Raw genomic sequence first — 20,733 nt, forward strand, 5'->3', positions numbered from 1 at the left:
CCCCGTCATGCCATCCACGAGCCAGGCCGCCGCCACCATGCCGGCCCCGCGCAGCACCGTCCGCTGGAAGATCTTCCTGATGATGCTGTTCCTGATCGCGATCAACTACATCGACCGCGCGTCGTTGTCCGTGGCCATGCCGCTGATCGCGAAGGAGTTTGACCTCAGTCCCACCATGCAGGGCCTGATCCTCAGTTCGTTCTTCTGGACTTACGCCCTGATGCAGGTGCCGGGCGGCATGCTGGCGGACAAGTACAAGCCGCGCATCGTGATTGCCTGCGCCACCGTGTTCTGGGGCGCGTTCCAGGCCATGGCCGCCGTGTGCACCAGCGCCACGACGTTGCTGCTGACCCGCCTGGGCCTCGGTGCCGCCGAGGCGCCGATCTATCCGGCCGGCGGCAAGCTCAACGCCATCTGGATGACGCAGAACGAACGCGGCCGTGGTGCCACGCTGCTTGATGGCGGCGCGCCGCTCGGTGCCGCGCTGGGCGCCATCATCATCACCTGGCTGATTGCCGCGCTCGACTCCTGGCGCCTGGCCTTCGTCGTCGCCGGCGTGGGCACCGTCATCGCCGGCGCCGTGGCCTGGTGGTACATCCGCAATTCCCCGCGCCAGCACCCGGGCGTCAACGAACTCGAGGCCCGCTATATCGAGGAAGCCCAGGCCAGCGAGCATCGCGCCGAGCCGGCCAACCTGTCGGGCCGCTCGCTCGATTTCTTCAAGTACCGCTCGGTCTGGTGCATGGCCATCGGCTGGATGTGCTTCAACACCGTGTTCTACGGCCTGCTGACGTGGATGCCCAACTACCTGAACAAGGTGCACGGGTTCGACATCAAGGCGATGGGCGGTGCCAGCTTCATCATTTTCTTCAGCGGCTTCGTCGGCGAACTGATCGGCGGCTGGATCGCGGACAAGTGGAAGGAGGCCGGCGGCCGCCCCAACGTGGTGATGCGTACGCTGTTCGGCATCGCCGCCGTGGTCGCCACCGTGTCGATTTTCTCCGTGGCCTATGTCACCAACGCCACCGTGGTCGTGGCCCTGCTGTCCTCCACGCTGTTCTTCCTGCGCTGGTGCGGCCTGTTCTGGTGCATCCCGTCGATCCTGGGTACCCGTGACAAGATCGGCTTCCTGGGCGGCGTGATGAACCTCGGTGGCAATATCGGCGGCATCTGCGTGCCGATCATCGTCGGCATGATCGTGCAGTTCACCGGCTCGTACTTCCTGGCGCTGATGTTCTTTGCCGCCGCCGGCGTGGGCCTGCTGCTGTCGTCCACGGCTATCGACTACGAAAAGAAGATCCCGGTCTGACGGGCATCGGTCTGGAGGAGACCATCATGCAACGATTCCACCCTGTCGTGGCGGCGCTGCTGGCCGCTGGCGCCTTGCTGGCCCAGCCGGCCATGGCCGGCACCGCCACTGCCACCGTCGAAGGCATTCCCACGGCACAGCCCGAGTCGGTCGGCGTGGATTCCACGCGGCTCGTCGCCTTGTCCGAATGGATCCGGCGCGACAAGCTCGACGTGCGCAGCCTGCTCGTCATCAAGGACGGCAAGATTGTGTTCGAGCGCTACGGCGACGGCCTCTCGCGGGACTACAACCACGAGCTTTACTCCGTCACCAAGTTCATCAGCGCGCTGCTGGTGGGCACGCTGGTCGGCGACGGCAAGCTCAGCGCGAGCGACGCGCCGGCCCCCAGGCTGGCCGCCGCGCGCCCCGACCTGGCCCCGTCACTGGCGGACAAGCAGCAGATCCAGCTCCGGCACCTGATGTCGATGTCGAGCGGGCTGTCGTACAAGCTGGTGGAGGGCACCGACACGCTGTACTACGGCGTGCCGGACCGCCTCAAGGTGGCCGCCTCGGCCAGTGTGCGCGCCAGGCCCGGCACGGAGTTCGACTACATCGACGTCAACCCGGTGCTGGTCGGCGCCACGATCAGCCAGGTCACGGGCATGCCGGAGCAGCAGTACGCCGCGCAGCGCCTGTTCAAGCCGCTGGGGATGTCGCACTACCGCTGGGACGGTGCCGACGGCAAAGGCGCGGTGTCCGGTGGCTGGGGGCTGCGCCTGCGCTCGCTCGACATGGCCCGGCTCGGCATGCTGATGCTGAACCAGGGCAGCTGGAACGGCCAGCAGATCGTGCCCGCCTCGTGGGTGGCCCAGATGACCACGCCGTCCGGCCCCGCCGGGGACTATGGCTACTACTGCTGGGTCAACAACATCGTCAAGAGCGAGCGCGAGTTCAGCGCGATGGGCTACAAGGGCCAGTTCATCACGGTGCTGCCCAAGCAGAACGCGGTGATCGTCATGAACAGCATCATGTCGACGCAGGGCGGCCTGCGCGATGCGAAGTACCTGGACCTCTATCGCCAGATGGTTAACGACTACGTGCTTCCCGCGCTGCAGGCCGGCAACACCGTTAAGCCGGACGCCGCGCGACAAGCCGCGTTGAAGCGGGAACTGGAGCTGGCGCGTACCAGCCAGGGCGTGCCCGGCACGCAGCTCGCCTTCAACGACAAGCCCGAACAATAAAACCAATACAACCCGCAGAGGCGCCGCTCCCAGACGGTGCCCGCAAACTCCTGAGAACCAACCATGAGCAAACAGATTCGCCTTGGCATGCTGACGCCGTCTTCCAACACCGCGCTGGAGCCTATTACCAGCGCGATGGTCAGCGGCTTGCCCAACGTCAGCGCGCATTTCTCGCGCTTCACTGTCACCGAGATTTCGTTGCGTGACCAGGCGCTGGGTCAGTTCGACCTGGAGAAGATCCTCGCGGCGGCCCGCCTGCTGGCCGATGCCCGTGTCGACGTGATTGCGTGGAACGGCACGTCGTCCGGCTGGCTCGGCTTCGACCGTGACCAGGCGCTGTGCAAGCAGATCACCGAAGCCACCGGCATTCCCGCCACTACCTCGGTCCTGGCCCTGAACGAAATCCTCGAGAAGACCGGCGCGCGCCGCTTCGGCCTGGCCACGCCCTATCTCGATGATGTGCAGCAGCGCATCATCGCCAACTACCAGCGCAGCGGCATCGACTGCTCGGCGGAGCGCCACCTGGACCTCCACGTGAACTACAGCTTCGCCGAGGTCGAGGAAGACACCATCCGCACGATGGTGCGCGCGCTGGCGAAGGAGAACGTGCAGGCCATCTCCACGTTCTGCACCAACCTGCACGCCGCCCATCTGGCGGAGGAACTGGAAGCCGAGACGGGCATCCCGCTCTACGACACGATCTCCACGGTCGTGTGGAAGTCGCTGCGCCTGGCCGGCGTGGACACCCGCGCCCTGAAGGGCTGGGGCCGGTTGTTCCGCGAAGTCGAGTAATGAAGGACGCGTAACGGAGGGATGACCATGCCTGCAGACAACATTCTTGACCTCGTGATCCGCAATGCGGACGTGGTCACCGCTTCGGACCGCTTCCGCTGTGACATCGGCGTGCGCCACGGCCGCATCGTGGCGCTCGGGCACGACCTGCCCGCCGCCGCAACGGAAGTCGACGCCACGGGCCTGCTGGCCTTGCCCGGCGGCGTCGACGGCCATTGCCACCTGGACCAGCCCATGCCGGAAGGCATGCGCATGGCCGACGATTTCTTCACCGGCACGCGCGCGGCGGTGTGCGGCGGCACCACCACGGTGATCCCGTTCGCCGCGCAGGAGAAGGGCCATTCGCTGCGTGCGGCGGTGGCCGACTACCATCGCCGCGCCGAGGGCCGCGCGGTGATCGACTACGCCTTCCACCTGATCGTGGCGGACCCGACGCCCGCCGTGCTGCAGGACGAGCTGCCGGCGCTGATCCGCCAGGGCTACAGCTCGTTCAAGGTCTACATGACCTACGACGACCTGAAGCTGTCGGACCGCGAAATGCTGGAAGTGCTGGACGTGGCCCGCCAGAACAAGGCGCTGGTGATGGTGCATGCCGAGAATGCCGATTGCATCTCGTGGCTGACCGACAAGCTGGTGGGAGAAGGCCGCATCGCGCCGCGCTTCCACGGGCTGGCGCGCCCCGCCGTGGTGGAGCGGGAAGCCACGCATCGCGCGATCTCGTTCGCGGAACTGGTCGATGTGCCGATCCTGATCGTGCACGTGTCCGGCAAGGAAGCCATCGAGCAGATCCGCTGGGCGCAGGGCCGTGGCATGAAGATCCTCGCCGAGACCTGCCCGCAATACCTGTACCTGACCGCCGAAGACATGGGCCTGCCCGGCGACGACGGCTACGAAGGCGCCAAGTGCGTGTGCAGCCCGCCGCCGCGCGACCCGGAGAACCAGGCCGCCGTGTGGCGCGCGCTGGCCAACGGCGTGTTCAGCGTGTTCTCGTCCGACCACGCCCCGTTCAACTACGACGATCCCGAGGGCAAGAAGCTCGGCGGGACGGCGCAACCGTTCGACCACATCCCCAACGGCGTGCCAGGCATTGAGACCCGCCTGCCGCTGCTGTTCGATGGCGTGGCGCGCGGCAAGCTGTCCCTGCACCAGTTCGTCGAACTGACGGCGTACCGGCCAGCCAAGCTGTACGGGCTCTATCCGCGCAAGGGCACCATCGCGATTGGCGCCGATGCCGACATCGTGCTGTGGGACCCGGCGCGCCAGGTGCGCATCGCCAACAGCAACCTGCACCACGCCGTGGACTACACGCCGTACGAGGGCATCGAGGTGACCGGCTGGCCGATGACCACGTTCTCGCGGGGCGAGATGATCGTGCGCAATGGCGAATACCTGGAACCGACGGCCGGCCGTGGCCGGTTCCTCGAAGCGGGCCAACCCGAGATCTGATGGCGCAAACCATGAACCTGTTGATCGTCAATCCCAATATCAGCGCGTCGGTGACCGACCTGATCCACGCGGAGGCGCAGCGTACCGCCGCGCCGGACACCCGCATCACGATGGCCACGGCGGCGTTTGGCGTGGCCTATATCGAAACCCGCTTCGAGGCGCTGGTGGGCGGCTATGCCACCGCGTGCGCGGCGGCCGAGCATGCCGGCCAGTTCGACGGGCTGGTGGTCGCCGCCTTCGGCGATCCCGGTCTGGCCGGCCTGAAGGAGCTGTTCGATGTGCCGGTCGTCGGCATGACCGAAGCCGCGCTGGCCAGCGCCTGCCTGCTGGGGCAGCGCTTCTCGATCATCGCGATTTCGCATCGCATTGAAGCGTGGTATCGGGAGTGCGTGGCCGCCAATGGCCTGACGTCGCGCCTGGCCAGCATCCGCTCCTTGCAGTCGCCGCTGCGCGATATCGGCAGCGTGCAGGAGGACCATGCGGAACGGCTGGAGGCGATGAGCCTGCAAGCGGTGCGCGAGGACGGCGCCGATGTGATCATCGTGGCCGGTGCGCCGCTGGCCGGGCTGGCGCGCTCGCTCAAGGGGAAGATTCCGGTGCCCGTGGTGGATGGCGTGAGCAGCGCCGTGCGGCACTGCGAGTCGCTGGTGGCCCTGCAGGCCGGCAGCGCGCGGGAGGGCAGCTTCGCGCGGCCCCCGCAGAAGCCCAACACGGGCTTGCCACCGGCGCTGGCGCGGCTGCTGGCAGAGGGCCGTTAGAGCACGCTGGAAGGGCCGATGGCTGCGAGCGTGGGGCAACCCGCCAGCGCCATGGCCACTTCCAGTTCGGCTTGTAGCAACGTCAGCATATGGGCCACGCCGGGCATGCCGCCCACGGCCAGCGCATGCAGTACGGGCTGTCCGACCAGGACGGCCGAAGCCCCGAGTGCGATGGCCTTGACGATATTCGTCCCACGCCGCACGCCGCCGTCGAGCAGCACCGGCACGCGGCCGGCCACCGCCGTGGCGACGGCGGGCAGGCAGTCGATGGTCGCGGGAACGGTGTCCAGCGTCCGGCCCCCATGGTTGGAGACGATGATGCCCGAGACGCCGGCGTCCAACGCCGGGCCGACATCGGCCGGATTGAGCAGCCCCTTGACCAGCACCGGCAACGCCGTCTGCCGGCACAGCGCCTCGACATCGGCCCAGGTGGGCGCGTGGTCCAGCATGCCCTGGAAGACCGGGCTGCCGTGCGTGGCCCGGGCGGGCGGATTCGGCGGAAAGGCGTCCAGGTTCACCGGCCGGACATCGTCCGGCAGGCGGAATCCCGCACGCTGCTCGATATTGCGGATGCCGCTGACAGCGGCGTCGATGGTCAGGACGATCGCCTTGTAGCCGGCCTGTTCGGCCCGGCGCACCAGCGCCTGCGTGTCCTGCGGCCGGGTCTGGAAATAGAGCTGGAACCAGAGCGGCACCGTCGCGGCACGCGCGACTTCCTCCAGCGTCACGCTGGCCTGCGTGCTGACCGTCATCCACGTGCGCGTCAGCGAGGCCGCCTGCACCGTGGCCAGTTCGCCGTCCGGGTGCACCAGCTTGTGGTACGCGGTGGGGGCCATCAGGATCGGATAGGCGAGGGCTTCACCGAACAGGGTCTGCTGCGCGGACGCTCCCGACAGTTCGACAAGCGCCCGTGGCATCAGCCGCAGGCGCTGGAATGCGGCGCCGTTCTCGCGCTGCGTGATGCCATCCGCCGCCGCCCCGGCGATGTAGGCCCGGATCGACGGCTCCACCCGTGCGTGGAAGTGGCGCTCATAGTCGCCCAGCGACACGGTGTCCGGGGGAATCTGCATCGCGCTCACAGCTCGGACCAGCGCCTGAGCAGGTTGTGATAGTGGTTGACGAGGGACAGCACGGCAGGCTTGTCATCGCCCAGTTCCTTGCGGATCTCGATGATCGCCAGGTCCAGTTCGTAGAGCATGCTGCGCTGGCCCTCGTCCTTGACCAGCGACTGAGCCCAGAAGAACGACGCCCAGCGCGCGCCGCGCGTGACGGGCGTCACGGCATGCAGCGAGGACGCCGGATAGACCACCAGATGCCCCGCCGGCAGCTTCACCGAGTGGGAGCCGTAGAGATCCTGGATCACCAGTTCGCCGCCATCGTATTCGTCCGGATCGGACAGGAACAGCGTGCTGGACACATCGGCGCGAATCCGCATGCCGCCCGTGCCGGGCACGGTGCGGATGGCGTTGTCGACGTGGTTGCCGAAGGTCATGTCGCTTTCGTAGCGATTGAACATCGGCGGCAGCACTCGCAGCGGCAGCGCGGCGGAGTGATAGCGCTCGCTGCGGCCCAGGGCATTGAGAACGAGTTCGCCGAGTTCCTGCGCCTCGGCGCTCTCGACGGGAATCTGCAGGTTGCGCTTGGCCCTGGCGGCGAGGTCACCGGCCGACACGCGCCCGTCGATCCATTGCGATTGCTCGAGGCGGCCTCGGCAATACTGGATCTCGGCAGGGGTCAGCACATCGGGAATCTGGACAAGCATGGCGTTTGAGACGATGAAACGGTGAGGGCCGGCTGTCCGGCCGGCCCGGTACTTCAGCTTAGAACGTCATGCCGACGTTCAGCAGGAACGTGCGGCGCGAGGTCGGCACGGCACGCACGGCACCAAACGACGACTGGTAGTTCAGGTGGTTCGTGAGATTGTAGCCGTTCAGGGAGATGCGGTACTTGCCCTGCTTGTAGCCGATCATGGCATCCAGCGAGAAGTTGTCCGGCATCTTGGTGGTATTCGCCGAATCGGCCCAATAGCCGGTGGCGTACTGCAGGCCGCCGCCGATGGTCAGTTGGCCCGGCACCGGCAGGATCGAGTGGGGGATGTCGTACGCGGTCCACAGCGTGACGTTGTGACGTGCCACGCCCGGCGCCACGTTGCCCACCGTGGAAGCGGTGGAGGCCGACGTGACCTCGCCGTTCAGGTAGGCGTAGGCCACGTTGGCCGTCCAGCCGCCGACGATGCGCCCGCTCAGGCCCAGTTCCAGGCCACGGATGCGGCGGCCTTCGCCTGTATCGGAGAAGCCGTTGGTGATGTCGCCGGTGGTCGGGTCCACCGTGTAGGCGTTGGTCTTCTTCGTCTGGAAGAGGGCACCGGTCACGCCCAGGCGCTTGTCCAGGAAGTCGAGCTTGGCGCCCACTTCGATGGTGTCCGCGCGTTCCGGCTCGCTGTTGACGCCGTTCTGCGGCACTTCCGAGGCCACGCCGCCTACCGCCACGGCGATGTCCGTGCCGACCGGGCGATACGTGCGCGAGAACGACGTGTAGAACATGTAGTCCTTGGTCGGCTCCCAGATCGCGCTGATGGCCGGGCTCAGCTTCTTCGAGTCGGCGGCGCCGCCCAGCGACGAGGCGCTCGTGGCGTACTCGCTGCGGAAGTAATCCCAGCGCAGGCTGCCGAGCACCGAGATCTGTTCGGTCAGCCAGACGCGATCGTTCATGAACACGCCGACGTCGATGGCGTTGGCATCGCGCGTGCTGTTGTAGGCCACCGTGGCGTTCGGGCTGTTGTAGAAGACCGGGTTCACCACCGTCTGGTTGTTCATGCGGCCGGTCCACGTGCCCTGGTCGCGGTGATCGCGCTGGTACATGGTGTCCAGGCCGACCATCGCCTTGTGGCGGAAGCTGCCGGTATGGAACTCGCCCTTGGCGCTCAGCACGTTCTGGACGCCCCAGCCGCGCTGCAGGTAGCTCGAGCCGCCGCCGGCACCGTAGGACAGGGCCACGTTGCGGCCTGCCATCAGGGACTGGAGGTTGGCGTAGGACAGGGCGGCCGGGGCGGTCGACGAGAAGTCGCGCTCGTAGAAGCTGAAGCGCGTGTCGTTGCTGATGGTGATGCCGTTGTCGAGGCGCGTGAAGAAGTTCGACGAGACGATGTGCGCGTCGGTGGTGTCGCGGTCGGTGTTGCGGATGTACGAGGTGGAGGACGAGATGCCCGGCACGCCGTACTGCGTCAGCGGGCGATAGATGCCGTCGGCACCGGCCGCGACGGGCACGCCGTAGTCCGGCGCGCCGCTGCGGTGCAGGTAGGAGTAGTTAAGGTGCCATTCGGTGCTGGTGCCCAGACCCGTGCCGAAGTCGATGGCCACGCCGCGACGGTCGTCGTCCACGTGATCGCGATCGGCCACGCGGCCGTTCTGGAACACGCCGTTCACGCGCAGCGCCGTCGTATCGTTCAGGCGGAAGTTGCTGTCCAGCGTGGTGCGATAGGTCGCGTCCGTGGCGAAGCCCTGGTCGATGCTGGTGCTGGTGTTCAGGTTGGCTTTCTTGGTGGTCTGGTTGATCAGGCCACCGATGTTGCCCACGCCGAAGCTCTCGCCGGACGGGCCCTTGATGACTTCCACGCTCTCGGTATTGAACGCGTCGCGCTTGTAGGCGCCGAAGTCGCGCAGGCCATCGACGTAGATATCGCCCTTGGCCGACAGGCCGCGAATGCGGAACTGGTCGCCGTTCTGGCCGCCGTTGCCTTCCCCGGTGGAGATGGTGATGCCCGGCACGTTCTTCAGGATCTGCTCCAGCGACGTGGCGTGCTGCTGCTCGATGATCTCCTGCGGCACCACGTTGATGGTCTTCGGCGTTTCCTTGACCGTGTCCTGCAGGCGGGAGATGCCCAGCGTCGCCTCGTTGGTGTTGCGCGAGGACTGGCCGACCACGGTGACCGGGGGCAGGACGTTGCTGGGCTTGGCCGTGCCGGCGGGCGCGTCTTCCTTGCCTGCCGTCTGGGCGTGGACGGCCAGCGGCAGGGTGGTGGCGGTCATGACCAGGCCTGCGGAGGCGCCCGAGACCAGCAGGCGGATCGCGCCCGATATTGCTTTTTGTTGCACTGTGACTCCAGCTTGATTGACAACGGACTTGACGTTCTGCCGTGCCCAAACTGGACCAGAGACCTTCCCCGTCAGAAGGTGGAATGCACATCGCCGCCGATAAGGCGGGCACTAGTCATCACGTCAAAATGAGAATGATTAGCATTTAATGTTGTCCGAGTTTGTTCGATTGTGGCGAAATGTTGCAGCGCTGTGAAAAGCGAYGGCGGCGGGCCGGCGCCTAGTTCGGCAGTTCGATCACCGCACGCAGGCCGCCTTCCCGGCGATTTTGCAATGTGACGTCTCCGCCATGTGCGCGAATGCAGGAGCGGGCGATGGCCAGCCCGAGGCCCAGTCCGCCCCCCATGCCACCCGTGTCCATGCTGCGTGCGGAGTCCAGCCGGGCAAACGGCTCGAAGACCCGGCCCAGATGTTCCGGCGAGATGCCGGGGCCGCTGTCGTCGACCTCGATCCGCAAGGTCTGGCCCAGCGTGTCCGCCAGGACCGTGACGCACACGGCGCCGTAGCGCGCGGCGTTGTCGATCAGGTTGTTCAGCGCGCGCTTCAGATGCACGGGGCGGCAGCGGTAGAACGCCGCCGTATCCACGTGCGCGCTCCAGGCGACGTCGCGGCCCTGGATGCGGTGGCTGTCCACCACGTCGCCAACCAGTTCCCCGATCGGCACGTCCTGCGTGGCCTCCTGCAGGGCATCGTCGCGGGCAAACTGCAACGTTTCCTCCACCATTACGCTCATTTCCTCGAGCGTCTGGATCATGGCCTCGCGCAGTTCGGCATCGTCGATCAGCTCTACCCGGATGCGCAGCGAGGTCAGCGGCGTCCGCAGGTCATGGCCGATGGCGGCAATCATCTGCGTGCGCCCGTTGACGAAGCGCACCAGGTTCTCCTGCATGTCGTTGAATGCCTGGGTGATCTCGCGCACGCCGCTCAGCCCGTCCGGCCGGGGCAGCACCACCTGTTCGCCCCGGCTGACGCGTCGGGAGGCTTCCGTGAGCAGCCGGAGCGGCCGCATGATGCGCCGCCCGAACAGCAGCGCAATGAGCGCCGTGGGCAGCATGCCCACCAGCAGCGAGAAGGTCAGCACCCGGCTCCAGTGGGCGGGCAGCATGGTGGGCCAGTGCCGGCTCTCCAGCCATTGCCCGTCGGCGAGTTTGAGATCGACATCGAGCGCCCACGCGTGCGTGCCGCGGAATTCCCGCTCCAGCCAGTTGCTGTTGCCGGCCACGCGCTGGGCGGATTCCACCTGCCGCAGATGGACCTTGACCGATCCATCGGCCGGCAGCTTGAGCAGGGTGCGCAGCCGCTGCGCCAGCGCGCGTTCCTGGTCGCTCGGCTCGGCGATATCGGCATGATCGGCATGATCGGCATGATCGGGGCGCGGCGCGGTGGCCAGCCGGAACGTGGAATCCGGCAGGCTGATGTCCTCCAGCAGCATGTCCGGATCGGCCGAACGGCCCACCGCGCGGTAGGCGGACTGGATCCGCGTCTCGATCGAGCGGACGTACAAGGGGTGGATGGTCTCGTTGTCGGCACGCCACCAGGACAGCACCAGCACGGCGATGACATGGGCGGCCAGCATCGCCAGCAACCACAACGCCACGAGTTGCCCGGACAGGCTGCGCGGCAACCACTTCATGATTTTTCGACCGTGACCCGGGTGGCGAGCAGGTAGCCGTCGCCGCGCACGGTTTTCAGCATGGCCGGGCGCCGGGGGTCGCATTCCAGCTTCTTGCGCAGCCGGCTGATCTGGCTGTCGATGCTGCGATCGAAGGCCACCGTGTCGGTACGCTGGGTCAGGTCCAGGATCTGGCTGCGGCTCAGCACGCGGTTGGGGTGCTCCAGCAGGGTGCGCAGCAGGTGATATTCGGCGGTGCTGAGCGGCACTTCCTCGTCGGAGGGATTGCGCAGTTCGCGGGCGCGGGTATCGAGAGTCCACCCGCTGAAGAGGAAGCGGACTTCGGAAGGCGCCGGCGCGCGCCAGGCATCGGCGGGCAGTACGGGGGCCTGGTTACGGCGCAGCACGCTGCGGATCCGGGCCACCAGTTCGCGGGGGTCGAAGGGCTTGACCACGTAGTCGTCCGCGCCAATTTCCAGTCCGGCGATGCGATCCGCCTGATCGGTCACGGCGGTCAGCAGGATCACCGGGGTGCGCAGATGTTCGGACACATAACGGCACAGCGACAGGCCGTTCTCGCCGGGCAGCATCACATCGAGCACGATGAGACTGAAACTGCGCGCCTCCAGCCGTTCGCGCATGGCCCGGCCATCCTCCACTGCCTCGACTTCAAAGTCGAAGCGGCGCATATAGGTGGCTAATGGGTCACGTATGTTCTTGTGGTCGTCGACCAGGAGGATGCTGGGGCGTACATCCATGGCAGGGCAGTACTAAATAAGAATCATTCTATTTTACCGCAAAGCCGCTTGCGTTCCCGGAATCGCCCACGCCAAAGCGTTGTTTGTGCGCGAAGCGGCGGCGGCGCGCTTGCCGGGGGCTTGCCCATCTTTTAAGATTGGAACAATTCTCATTTGTGTTTGGCTGCGCCAGGCATTTCACTCCAGAGGGCGCATGGCTGCCGCCGCTGAACCCGCAATCCAGGAACACGTCGACGCGCTCTACCAGGGCCACCACCGGTGGCTGCAGGGATGGCTCGGTCGCAAGCTTGGCAATGCCTGCGATGCGGCCGACCTCGCGCAGGACGTTTTCGTGCGCCTGCTGTGCCGGCAGCCCTGCAAGGTGCAGGAGCCGCGCACCTACCTGAGCGCCATCGCCAACGGTCTGGTGATCGACCTGTGGCGGCGCCGGGAACTCGAGACCGCCTGGCTCGAGACCCTCGCCCAACTGCCGGAGGCCCACGCGCCATCCCCGGAAAGCCGGCTCCAGTTCCTCGAAGCCCTGATCGCCATCGACCGCATGCTCGATTCGCTGAAGCCCAAGGTGCGCACCGCGTTCCTGTGGGCGCAGCTCGAAGGGCTGACTTGCCGGCAGATCGGGGAGCGCATGGGCGTCTCGCTGGCCACCGCCGAGCGCTACGTCGCGGCGGCGCTGCGGCAGTGCTACGCCATGCGTTTCGATGTCTGAGGCCGACGCGCCATCCATTCCCCTGCCTATCGTCGATCGCGCGATCGACTGGGCAGTCAAGCTCAACTTTGGCGAGCCCGACCCCGCCGCGCAGCGGGCGTTCGAGCAATGGCTGCAGGCGGACCCGCTCCACGGTCAGGCATGGCGGCGCATCCAGTCGATGCGGGCGGAGTTTTCCGGCGTGCCGTCCCGGCTGGCCCTCGATACCCTCCAGTCCGCCGATGCCCTCCGGGCCGCGCGCGCCCGCAAGCGCCGCCAGGTACTCCGCGTGATGGCGCTGGCAGGCGTGAGCGTCGTTGCCGCGTCCGGCGTGCGCGAGCTGGCGCCCTGGCAGCGCTGGGTGGCGGACGCGAGTACCGCCACGGGTGAGCAACGAACGCTGCGGCTGGCGGACGGCACCACGCTGGTCTTGAACACGGATACCGCCGTCGGCATCGCGCTGGAGGCGGACCGCCGCGTGATCACGCTGCGCCGGGGCGAAATCCTCGTCACGACGGGGCACGACGACCGCCCATTCTGGGTCCGCACGCCATCCGGCAGCATGCGTGCGCTGGGCACGCGGTTCATGGTCCGGCTCGACGGCGACCGCTCCCGCGTCAGCGTGCAGGAGGGCGCCGTGGCGCTGCATCCGGGTGGCGGCGGGGCCGGCGACATCGCCCGGCCGGGCACCACGTGGTGGCTGGCCGAGGACAGCGTCGCGCTGGCCCCGGCCCAGCCGTTCGCGGCCGATGGGTGGGCGGAAGGAGTGATCGCCGGCAACGACATGCGCCTTGCCGATGTGCTCGCCGAACTCGCGCGCTACCGGACCGGGCGCCTCGTCTGCGATCCACGGGTGGCCAACCTGCGGGTGTCCGGCGCCTATCACGTCGACGATACCGATAGGGCGCTGGCCTTCCTGTCCCAGACTTTGCCGGTCAGGGTGTCCTATCGCACCCGCTTCTGGGTCGTGGTGGGGCCGCAAGATGGCAGTGGCGGCTAGCCGTGGCCGTCTCGCTAAAAAAATCAAGAAATGTTGAGGGGATCTGGATTCTCGTCCGGCCTGTTCTTCAGGAACTCCATTCATACCGGAACAGGGAATCATGCTCGTCAACCGTCTTGCCACTATCGCCCGTACCCCCCGCCTTGGCAGCGCGCCGCAGCTCACGCCGCTGACACTGGCCGTGCACGGCGCCGTCCTGTGTCTTGGCCTGATCGCCGGGGCCGCGCAGGCTCAATCGCCGGCCGCCGCTCCAACAACCGCGCCGACCACCGCGCCGGCCGCCGCCCCGGACGCGCCGACGCTGCCGGCCGTCACGGTCTCCGCCACCACCGAGGGCGACCTGCCGCCGGCCTACGCGGGCGGTCAGGTGGCGCGCGGCGGGCGCATGGGCATGCTGGGCAACAAGGACGTGCTGGACACGCCGTTCGCCACCACCAACTACACGTCCCAGCGCATCGAGGATCAACAGGCCGTGACGCTGGCTGACGTGCTGAACAGCGACCCTTCGGTCCGCTTCACCGGGCAGACCGGTGGCGTCACGGACTCGTTCTTCATTCGCGGATTCCCGATCAACGAGGGCAATCTGTCCGAGATTGCGTTCGATGGCGTCTATGGCGTGTCGCCGAACTACCACCTGTTCACCGAATACATCGAACGCGTGGAAGTGCTGAAGGGCCCCGGCGCGCTGCTGTATGGCATGTCGCCGAACAGCGGTGTGGGCGGCGTGGTGAACATCGTGCCCAAGCGCCCGCTGGCCACCGACCTGACGCGCTTCACGCTCGATTACGCCTCCGACGCCCAGGTGGGCGGCGCGGTGGACCTGAGCCGCCGCTTTGGCGAAGAGAAGCAGTGGGGCATCCGCTTCAACGGCCTGCACCGCCAGGGCCCGACCGCGCTGGACAACCAGAAGTCCCGTGCCGAGGTGGCCGCGCTCTCGCTCGACTACAAGAGCGACCGCCTGCGCGCCTCGCTCGACGTGATCGAGCAGTACCAGTGGATCGACGCGCCGACGCGTCCGTTCCTGGTCGCCGCCGGCATTCAGGTGCCCGACGCCCCGGACGGCCGCCGCAACGTGACGCAGCCCTGGGGATGGTGGAAGTCCAACGACATCTCCACGTTGCTGCACGCCGAGTACGACGTGACCGACAACGTGACGATCTTTGCCGACGCCGGCGGCACCCGTTCCGACGTGGCGCGCCTGTCCGACCAGACGCCGACCATCCTGAACAGCAGCGGCGCGACCTCGGCCGTGCCGCAGAACTGGAAGTTCCAGGTCAACCGGTCGACCTTCGATACCGGCGTGCGCACCAAGTTCGAGACCGGCCCGGTCCGCCACGCGCTGGCGCTGCAGGCCAACCTCTATATGGACCGGATTGCCAACGCCAACGTGGCCGGCACGCCGGTGCTGTCCAATATCTACGCGCCGGTCGACCGCCCCGAGCAGCACATCGCCACGCCGCAACGGGTGCCGAAGGTATCGGACTCCACGCTCTCCGGCGTGGCGCTGGCTGACACGCTGAGCGCGCTCGATGACCGCGTCTCCCTGACCCTCGGCCTGCGCTACCAGCAGGTGAAGTCGGGCAACTACAACGCCAGCGGCGTGAAGACCGCTGACTACGACGAGAGCGCGGTCACCCCGCTGGCCGGCATCGTGTTCCGTCCGTGGCAGCAGGTGTCCTTCTACGCGAACTACGTGGAAGGGCTGAGCAAGGGCGACGTCGCCCCGGCCACGGCTGCCAACGCCGGGCAGGTGTTCTCGCCCTACAAGACCAAGCAGAAGGAGGTGGGTGTCAAGGTCGACACCGGCAAGATGATGGCCACGCTGGCCGCGTTCCGCATGAACAAGCCCAGCGGCCAGCTCACCGGCACGATCTACAACGTCGACAGCGAGCAGCGCAACCAGGGCCTGGAGCTGACCCTGTCCGGCGAGGTGGTCAAGCACGTGCGCCTGCTGGGCGGCGTGACCTGGCTCGATGCCGAGCTGACCCGCACCAACAGCGCCGCCACGCTCGGCAACCGTCCGGTGGGCGTGCCTACCGTGATGGCCAATGTCGGCGCGGAATGGGACCTGCCCTGGGTGCCCGGCCTGACGCTGACCAGCGCGGTCAACTACACCGGCGGCGAGTACGTCAACCAGGCCAATACGCAGCGCGTGCCGTCCTGGACCACGGTGGACTTCGGGGCGCGCTACCGCACCTCGGTGTATGGCAAGCACACGACCTTCCGGGCCGGCCTGTTCAACGCCTTCAATCGCAACTACTGGTCCGGTGTTGCATCTTATGGAACCATTTCCCTCGGTGCGCCGCGTACCTTCCTGGCTTCGGTTTCCGTGGACTTCTGACGCATCGCCGGGGTGGTCGCTGACCGCCCTCGGCCTGGCCGTCTCCTCCGCGATGTCACTGTCGGCGTATGCCGAGGTGGCGCAGGTGGTCGGGCTGGCTGGCCAGGCCGGAACCTTCTCCATCGCGCCGGGCCCGCTGCACGCCACGCTGCTGCGGTTCGCGCGCGAGACCGGCATCGATCTTTCCTACGACACGGCCCTGCTCGGCGATTTGACGAGCCCGGGCCTGCACGGCACCTACACGATTCCCGATGGCCTGCGTGCGCTGCTCGAAGGCAGCGGCCTGCAGGCCGTGGCGCTGCCCGGCGGCGGATTTGCCGTGCGACGCGTGCCGACGCTGCCGACCGTGACCGTGACGGACGCGGCGCTGCACCCGGGGCAGCCGGCGCCCGGGTTTGCCGGCGACCAGATTGCGCGGACGGCGCGCCTCGGCATGCTGGGCGATACGGATGTGATGGACGCGCCGGTGCAGGTCCTCAGCTACACCGACACTGCCATCCGCGACCAGCAGGCGCAAACCGTGGGCGACATGGTGGCGAACGACGCCTCCGTGCGCTTCGCCAGCCAGCCCGGTGGCATCCTTGACGCCTTCACGATCCGCGGCTTCCCCGTGAACAGCGGCAACTTCGGCGAGGTGGCGCTGGACGGCATGTATGGCGTGGCGTCCAACTACCGCGTCTCCACCGGCTATATCGAACGCATCGAACTGATCAAGGGGCCGACCGGCCTGCTGACGGGCATGGCGCCGGGTGGCAGCGTCGGGGGCAGTCTCAACATCGTTCCCAAACGGGCCACGGACGCCGACCTGACCCGCGTGACGCTGGACTACGCCACGGCCGCGCAGCTGGGCGGCAATCTCGATCTGGGCCGGCGCTTCGGCCCGGGCGGCGCCTTCGGCGTGCGGGTGAACGGCAACTACCGGGCGGGCGAGACGGGGCTGGACAACCAGTCGCGCAATGCCGGCGCCGGCGCACTGGCGCTGGACTATCGCGGCCAGCGCCTGCGCGCGACGCTCGATGTCATCGACCAGTACGAGAAGATCCGCGCGCCGTCGCGGCTGCTGCATATCGTGCCGGGCATCGAGGTGCCCGAGGCGCCCAATGGCCGGCGCAACATCACGCAATCGTGGGAAAACTCGCGTATCCACGACCAGTCGCTGCTGGCCCGGGTGGAATATGACGTGGCCGACCACGTCACGTGGTTCGCCGTCGCGGGGGGCGGGCGGACCCGCGTGGCCCGGCTGTTCGCCATCACGCCGACCATCGTCAACGCAGCCGGGGACGTGCTGGCGTCGGACTCGAACTATCGCTTCAACGTGGCCCGATCCAGCGCGGAGACCGGGCTGCGCGCCCGCTTCGATACCGGCCCGGTGCGCCACCGGCTCAGCGTGGTGGTGAATGCCTACCGGGATCAGCTCGACCGCAATCTGGTGAGCAGCGCCACGATCTCGCAGACGAACATGTACAACCCGGTGCCGCTGCCGGCCCAGGCCATCGACGCCCCGGCGAACGTGCCGAAGGTCTCGGAGAACTGGCTCTCGGGTGTGGCGCTGGCCGATACGCTGTCCATGTGGGATGAGCGCGCGCAGCTGACGCTCGGCCTGCGCCACCAGCGCGTGCGGTCGGAAAACTTCCTGCCGACCGGCGGCACGGCGTCCAGCTATGACCAGACCGCGCTGACGCCGATGGTGGGGCTGGTGGTGAAGCCGGCGGATCATGTGTCGCTGTACGCGAACCGGATCGAAGGGCTGAGCCGGGGCGACACTGCGCCCAACAGCGCCAGCAACGCCGGCGAGGTCTTCGCGCCCTACAAGTCGCGCCAGTACGAGGTGGGGGTCAAGGTCGAGGGGCGGCAGATCATCGGCACGATCAGCGCGTTCCAGATCACCAAACCGGGCGGCCAGATAACGGGGGCGGTGTTCACGGCCGATGGGGCGCAGCGCAACCGGGGGCTGGAGTTCGCCCTGTACGGCACCCCGGTGACGGGGCTGCGCCTGCTGGCCAGCGCCATGGTGCTGGACGCCACGGTCACGGGCAGCACCGCGCCCGGCACGCAAGGCAAGGCGCCGATCGGCGTGGCGCCGCTACAGGCCAATTTCGGGGCGGAATGGGATACCGGCATGCTGCCGGGGCTGACGCTGACCGGCGCGGTGGCCTACACGGGCCACCAGTATGTGGATGCGGAAAACATCCAGCGCATTCCGCACTGGACCCGCCTCGACCTCGGCCTGCGCTATCGGACCACGGCGCAGCGCAAGCCGGTGGTGCTGCGGCTCAATGTCCGCAATGTGCTGAACACGCGCGGCTGGGCGGCGGTGGATGCCTACGGTGGCCTGGCTATCGCAGACCCACGGACCGTGCAGGTGTCGGTCTCGATGGACTTCTGAGGACGCTAGCGACGACGGCGACGTAGGCGGCAAACCGGGCCGGGGCGTTGCCGCCCGGGCCCGGTTGCGCGTGTCGGAGGTACTGTCAGTGTCCTCGGTGATTCAGTGCGGCTTGGAAGCCTGCCAGGACGCCGGCGTGCGCCTTTTCATCCACTTGGAGGCCCGCTTCGCGGATGGGGTTCGTCTCGTCTTTTCTTCAAAACGAGAAACAGTTACATTTCAATTCACCCGTTCCCACCCCGGCTCCGGCGCCATGCCGCGAGCCCGACATCTGCCCTCCATGCCGCCGAAGTTTCTGTTCCTGCTTGCTGTGTTTCCCGCCTATCAGATCTGGGACATCTGGCAACTGCATGGCGCGGTCGGCGTCAACTACCACCTCTTGGCCGAGACGGCAGCTACCGTCGTGTTCCTGTGGATCCTCACCGTCGTCTGGCGCGAGCGTCGCCGGACCGCGCGGGAGTTGGCCGAGCTGAAGACCTCGCGGCTGGCCGGGGAGCGCGCGGCGCAGGAGCGCGATGCCACGGCGCGCCAGTCGACCCGGGACTTCCTGAAGCAGATGCAGGCCCAGTTCGAGGCATGGCGGCTGACGCCAGCCGAGAAGGAGGTGGCGCTGCTGCTGGTGAAGGGGCTGTCGCTGGAAGCGATTGCGGGGCTGCGGGAGAGCGGCGCCAAGACGGTGCGCCAGCATGCCGCGAACATCTATGCGAAGGCCAAGCTGGAAGGGCGCCATCAGCTGGCGGCTTACTTCCTGGAAGACTTGATGGCGCCAGTCACGGTGGACTGAGCCAGCCGCCAGCCAACTACCTTAGCGGGCGCTGATATCGATGGCGCCATCAGCCTGGCACGCCGCGCAAAGGCCGACCCAGGCGGTCTGGACCAGCGCGTTGGGCGTCAGCCCGTGGCGCAGCAGGCGCCGGTTTTGCAGCGAGATCAGCGGGTCGTCGTGGATTTCCTCGATCCGCCGGCATTCGGTGCAATAGAAGTGGGCGTGCGCGGAATGGTCGGGCAGTTCGTAGAAGTTGATGCCGCTGCCCGAGCTGGGCACGAAGATCCGGGCCAGCAGGTTCAGGTGGGCCAGTTCATGGATGGCGCGCCGGAAGGTCGAGATGCCGGTGGCATCCGGCAGCCGCGTCATCGCGGCGCAGAGCTGCTCCGGGCTCATATGCCGGACGGGATGCTTGCGCAGCAACAGCAGGACCAGCCGGCGGGAGATCGTCGCAGGCAGGCCGGCGCGCCGCAGTGTCTCGTGGATCCACGCCGCATCTTCCCGCGAGCAGGTGACAGGGAGGGCGCGACCGTCCTCGGTCGGGGTGGACGGCGTCACCTCGTGCTGGAGTTCGGTTCTTCGCGCGGCAGAAACTTTCATCCTCGGGCTACGTGGCATGTCAGGGCGGCCGCGTGGGAACGCGACCAGATCGAGAATGCTAATAAGAACCGCCGCACGCTCGGGGCGGCCGCGGGGCCTTCAGGCACAAATGTCCCGTGGCTGGAGGCCGAAATCCGACGGTACGGGACAAATAGCCCGGACGATCTGTGACTTAAGAGGCATTTATCGTACCGCGCCCGATGGCGTGGTACTCGATGCCGGCGGCCGTCATGGCTTCCGGGTCGTACAGATTCCGGCCGTCGACGATGACCGGCGCCTTCAGGCTGGCGCGGATGGCGCGGAAGTCCGGGCTGCGGAAGACCTTCCACTCGGTGGCGATCACCAGCGCGTCGGCGCCCTGCAGGGCGTCCATCTGGGCATCGCAGAAATGCACCCGGGCGAAGCCGCCGGGGATGTCCGCAAGATCCGTCTCGATCACACGGCGCGCTTCGGGCATCGCCACCGGGTCGTGCACGCGCAGCGCGGCGCCGCGCGACACCAGCTCGCGCGCCAGCACCCGCGACGGCGCTTCCCGCATGTCATCGGTATTCGGCTTGAAGGCGAGGCCCCAGATTGCGAAGGTCTTGCCCGTCAGGTCTTCCCCAAAGCGCTTGATGACCTTGTTGGCCAAGACCTGCTTCTGGGCGTCGTTGACGGCCTCCACGGCTTCCAGCACCCGCATCGGCTTGCCGTACGAGGTGGCCGTGCGCATCAGCGCCTGCACGTCCTTCGGGAAGCACGAGCCGCCGTAGCCGGCGCCGGCGTACAGGAAGCTGTAGCCGATGCGCGGGTCCGAGCCGATGCCGAGTCGGACAAGTTCGATGTCCGCACCGACCTCGTCAGCCAGGTTGGCCAGCTCGTTCATGAAGGAAATACGCGTCGCCAGCATCGAATTGGCCGCGTATTTGGTGAACTCGGCCGAGCGCACATCCATATAGAAGGTGCGCTCGTGGTTGCGGTTGAACG

17 protein-coding genes are annotated in these 20,733 nt (G+C 67.4%); 10 read left to right on the plus strand and 7 right to left on the minus strand.

Annotation, left to right across the window (positions count from 1 at the left end):
* Positions 1–7 precede the first annotated feature (7 nt).
* The 5 genes from AC1DFU_RS03475 to AC1DFU_RS03495 all read left to right on the plus strand — a co-directional run bounded on the left by AC1DFU_RS03475 (position 8) and on the right by AC1DFU_RS03495 (position 5,525).
* Complete coding sequence (locus AC1DFU_RS03475) at positions 8–1,309, plus strand: MFS transporter (RefSeq protein ID WP_092297379.1); 1,302 nt, start codon at positions 8–10, stop codon at positions 1,307–1,309.
* A gap of 26 nt (positions 1,310–1,335) precedes the next feature.
* The gene (locus AC1DFU_RS03480; protein ID WP_441592938.1) at positions 1,336–2,529 is read left to right on the plus strand and encodes a serine hydrolase domain-containing protein; all 1,194 of its coding nucleotides are present in this window, start codon (positions 1,336–1,338) and stop codon (positions 2,527–2,529) included.
* 63 nt (positions 2,530–2,592) lie between these two features.
* The gene (locus AC1DFU_RS03485) at positions 2,593–3,321 is read left to right on the plus strand and encodes a maleate cis-trans isomerase family protein (protein WP_092297385.1); all 729 of its coding nucleotides are present in this window, start codon (positions 2,593–2,595) and stop codon (positions 3,319–3,321) included.
* Between the two features lie 27 nt (positions 3,322–3,348).
* Complete coding sequence (gene hydA, locus AC1DFU_RS03490; protein ID WP_092297468.1) at positions 3,349–4,767, plus strand: dihydropyrimidinase; 1,419 nt, start codon at positions 3,349–3,351, stop codon at positions 4,765–4,767.
* A gap of 11 nt (positions 4,768–4,778) precedes the next feature.
* Positions 4,779–5,525, plus strand: a complete 747-nt coding sequence (locus tag AC1DFU_RS03495) for an aspartate/glutamate racemase family protein (protein WP_441592949.1) — start codon at positions 4,779–4,781, stop codon at positions 5,523–5,525.
* Here the strand turns inward: AC1DFU_RS03495 and AC1DFU_RS03500 are convergent.
* The 5 genes from AC1DFU_RS03500 to AC1DFU_RS03520 form a co-directional block, all read right to left on the minus strand.
* Positions 5,522–6,595 carry an alpha-hydroxy acid oxidase gene (locus tag AC1DFU_RS03500; RefSeq protein ID WP_441592939.1) on the minus strand — a complete coding sequence of 358 codons (1,074 nt, stop codon included), beginning with the start codon at positions 6,593–6,595 and terminating at the stop codon, positions 5,522–5,524. The genes AC1DFU_RS03495 and AC1DFU_RS03500 overlap by 4 nt on opposite strands.
* Positions 6,596–6,600: 5 nt before the next feature.
* Positions 6,601–7,287, minus strand: coding sequence for a Fe2+-dependent dioxygenase (locus tag AC1DFU_RS03505; RefSeq protein ID WP_092297391.1), 687 nt, complete (start codon positions 7,285–7,287; stop codon positions 6,601–6,603).
* A 58-nt stretch (positions 7,288–7,345) separates the two neighbouring features.
* Positions 7,346–9,619, minus strand: coding sequence for a TonB-dependent receptor (locus AC1DFU_RS03510; protein WP_441592940.1), 2,274 nt, complete (start codon positions 9,617–9,619; stop codon positions 7,346–7,348).
* 220 nt (positions 9,620–9,839) lie between these two features.
* A complete protein-coding gene (locus AC1DFU_RS03515; protein ID WP_177219964.1) occupies positions 9,840–11,252 on the minus strand; it encodes an ATP-binding protein in 1,413 nt (470 codons plus the stop codon).
* A complete protein-coding gene (locus tag AC1DFU_RS03520; RefSeq protein WP_092297398.1) occupies positions 11,249–11,989 on the minus strand; it encodes a response regulator in 741 nt (246 codons plus the stop codon). The genes AC1DFU_RS03515 and AC1DFU_RS03520 overlap by 4 nt, the downstream gene beginning before the upstream one ends.
* A 193-nt stretch (positions 11,990–12,182) precedes the next feature.
* Here AC1DFU_RS03520 and AC1DFU_RS03525 point away from each other — a divergent pair, with 193 nt between their 5' ends.
* The 5 genes from AC1DFU_RS03525 to AC1DFU_RS03545 all read left to right on the plus strand — a co-directional run bounded on the left by AC1DFU_RS03525 (position 12,183) and on the right by AC1DFU_RS03545 (position 19,185).
* Positions 12,183–12,695, plus strand: a complete 513-nt coding sequence (locus AC1DFU_RS03525; protein ID WP_441592941.1) for a sigma-70 family RNA polymerase sigma factor — start codon at positions 12,183–12,185, stop codon at positions 12,693–12,695.
* A complete protein-coding gene (locus tag AC1DFU_RS03530) occupies positions 12,688–13,674 on the plus strand; it encodes a FecR domain-containing protein (RefSeq protein ID WP_092297405.1) in 987 nt (328 codons plus the stop codon). The genes AC1DFU_RS03525 and AC1DFU_RS03530 overlap by 8 nt, the downstream gene beginning before the upstream one ends.
* A gap of 100 nt (positions 13,675–13,774) precedes the next feature.
* Positions 13,775–16,015, plus strand: a complete 2,241-nt coding sequence (locus tag AC1DFU_RS03535) for a TonB-dependent receptor (RefSeq protein WP_441592942.1) — start codon at positions 13,775–13,777, stop codon at positions 16,013–16,015.
* Entirely contained in the window at positions 15,954–18,401 is a 2,448-nt protein-coding gene (locus AC1DFU_RS03540; RefSeq protein ID WP_477159848.1) for a TonB-dependent siderophore receptor, read from the plus strand. Before AC1DFU_RS03535 ends, AC1DFU_RS03540 begins: the two co-directional genes overlap by 62 nt.
* Positions 18,402–18,681: 280 nt before the next feature.
* A complete protein-coding gene (locus tag AC1DFU_RS03545; protein ID WP_092297411.1) occupies positions 18,682–19,185 on the plus strand; it encodes a helix-turn-helix transcriptional regulator in 504 nt (167 codons plus the stop codon).
* 21 nt (positions 19,186–19,206) lie between these two features.
* Here AC1DFU_RS03545 and AC1DFU_RS03550 read toward each other — a convergent pair whose 3' ends face one another.
* Both AC1DFU_RS03550 and AC1DFU_RS03555 read right to left on the minus strand, forming a co-directional pair.
* Positions 19,207–19,767 (minus strand): Fur family transcriptional regulator, encoded by a 561-nt coding sequence (locus tag AC1DFU_RS03550; protein WP_441592944.1) that lies wholly within the window; start codon positions 19,765–19,767, stop codon positions 19,207–19,209.
* Positions 19,768–19,939: 172 nt separating this feature from the next.
* Positions 19,940–20,733 (minus strand): UDP-glucose dehydrogenase family protein (locus AC1DFU_RS03555; RefSeq protein ID WP_441592945.1); only part of this gene is annotated, 794 nt, incomplete at its 5' end.

It is taken from the genome of Cupriavidus sp. 10L45 (assembly GCF_056395225.1).

Coding starts and splice junctions, on each gene's coding strand:
- AC1DFU_RS03485 (WP_092297385.1), top strand. CDS start 2,593: ATGAGCAAACAGATTCGCCTTGGCATGCTGACGCCGTCTTCCAACACC.
- AC1DFU_RS03550 (WP_441592944.1), bottom strand. CDS start 19,767: ATGAAAGTTTCTGCCGCGCGAAGAACCGAACTCCAGCACGAGGTGACG.
- AC1DFU_RS03535 (WP_441592942.1), top strand. CDS start 13,775: ATGCTCGTCAACCGTCTTGCCACTATCGCCCGTACCCCCCGCCTTGGC.
- AC1DFU_RS03505 (WP_092297391.1), bottom strand. CDS start 7,287: ATGCTTGTCCAGATTCCCGATGTGCTGACCCCTGCCGAGATCCAGTAT.
- AC1DFU_RS03520 (WP_092297398.1), bottom strand. CDS start 11,989: ATGGATGTACGCCCCAGCATCCTCCTGGTCGACGACCACAAGAACATA.
- AC1DFU_RS03540 (WP_477159848.1), top strand. CDS start 15,954: ATGGAACCATTTCCCTCGGTGCGCCGCGTACCTTCCTGGCTTCGGTTT.
- AC1DFU_RS03480 (WP_441592938.1), top strand. CDS start 1,336: ATGCAACGATTCCACCCTGTCGTGGCGGCGCTGCTGGCCGCTGGCGCC.
- AC1DFU_RS03475 (WP_092297379.1), top strand. CDS start 8: ATGCCATCCACGAGCCAGGCCGCCGCCACCATGCCGGCCCCGCGCAGC.
- AC1DFU_RS03500 (WP_441592939.1), bottom strand. CDS start 6,595: ATGCAGATTCCCCCGGACACCGTGTCGCTGGGCGACTATGAGCGCCAC.
- AC1DFU_RS03495 (WP_441592949.1), top strand. CDS start 4,779: ATGAACCTGTTGATCGTCAATCCCAATATCAGCGCGTCGGTGACCGAC.
- AC1DFU_RS03515 (WP_177219964.1), bottom strand. CDS start 11,252: ATGAAGTGGTTGCCGCGCAGCCTGTCCGGGCAACTCGTGGCGTTGTGG.
- AC1DFU_RS03525 (WP_441592941.1), top strand. CDS start 12,183: ATGGCTGCCGCCGCTGAACCCGCAATCCAGGAACACGTCGACGCGCTC.
- hydA (WP_092297468.1), top strand. CDS start 3,349: ATGCCTGCAGACAACATTCTTGACCTCGTGATCCGCAATGCGGACGTG.
- AC1DFU_RS03545 (WP_092297411.1), top strand. CDS start 18,682: ATGCCGCCGAAGTTTCTGTTCCTGCTTGCTGTGTTTCCCGCCTATCAG.
- AC1DFU_RS03530 (WP_092297405.1), top strand. CDS start 12,688: ATGTCTGAGGCCGACGCGCCATCCATTCCCCTGCCTATCGTCGATCGC.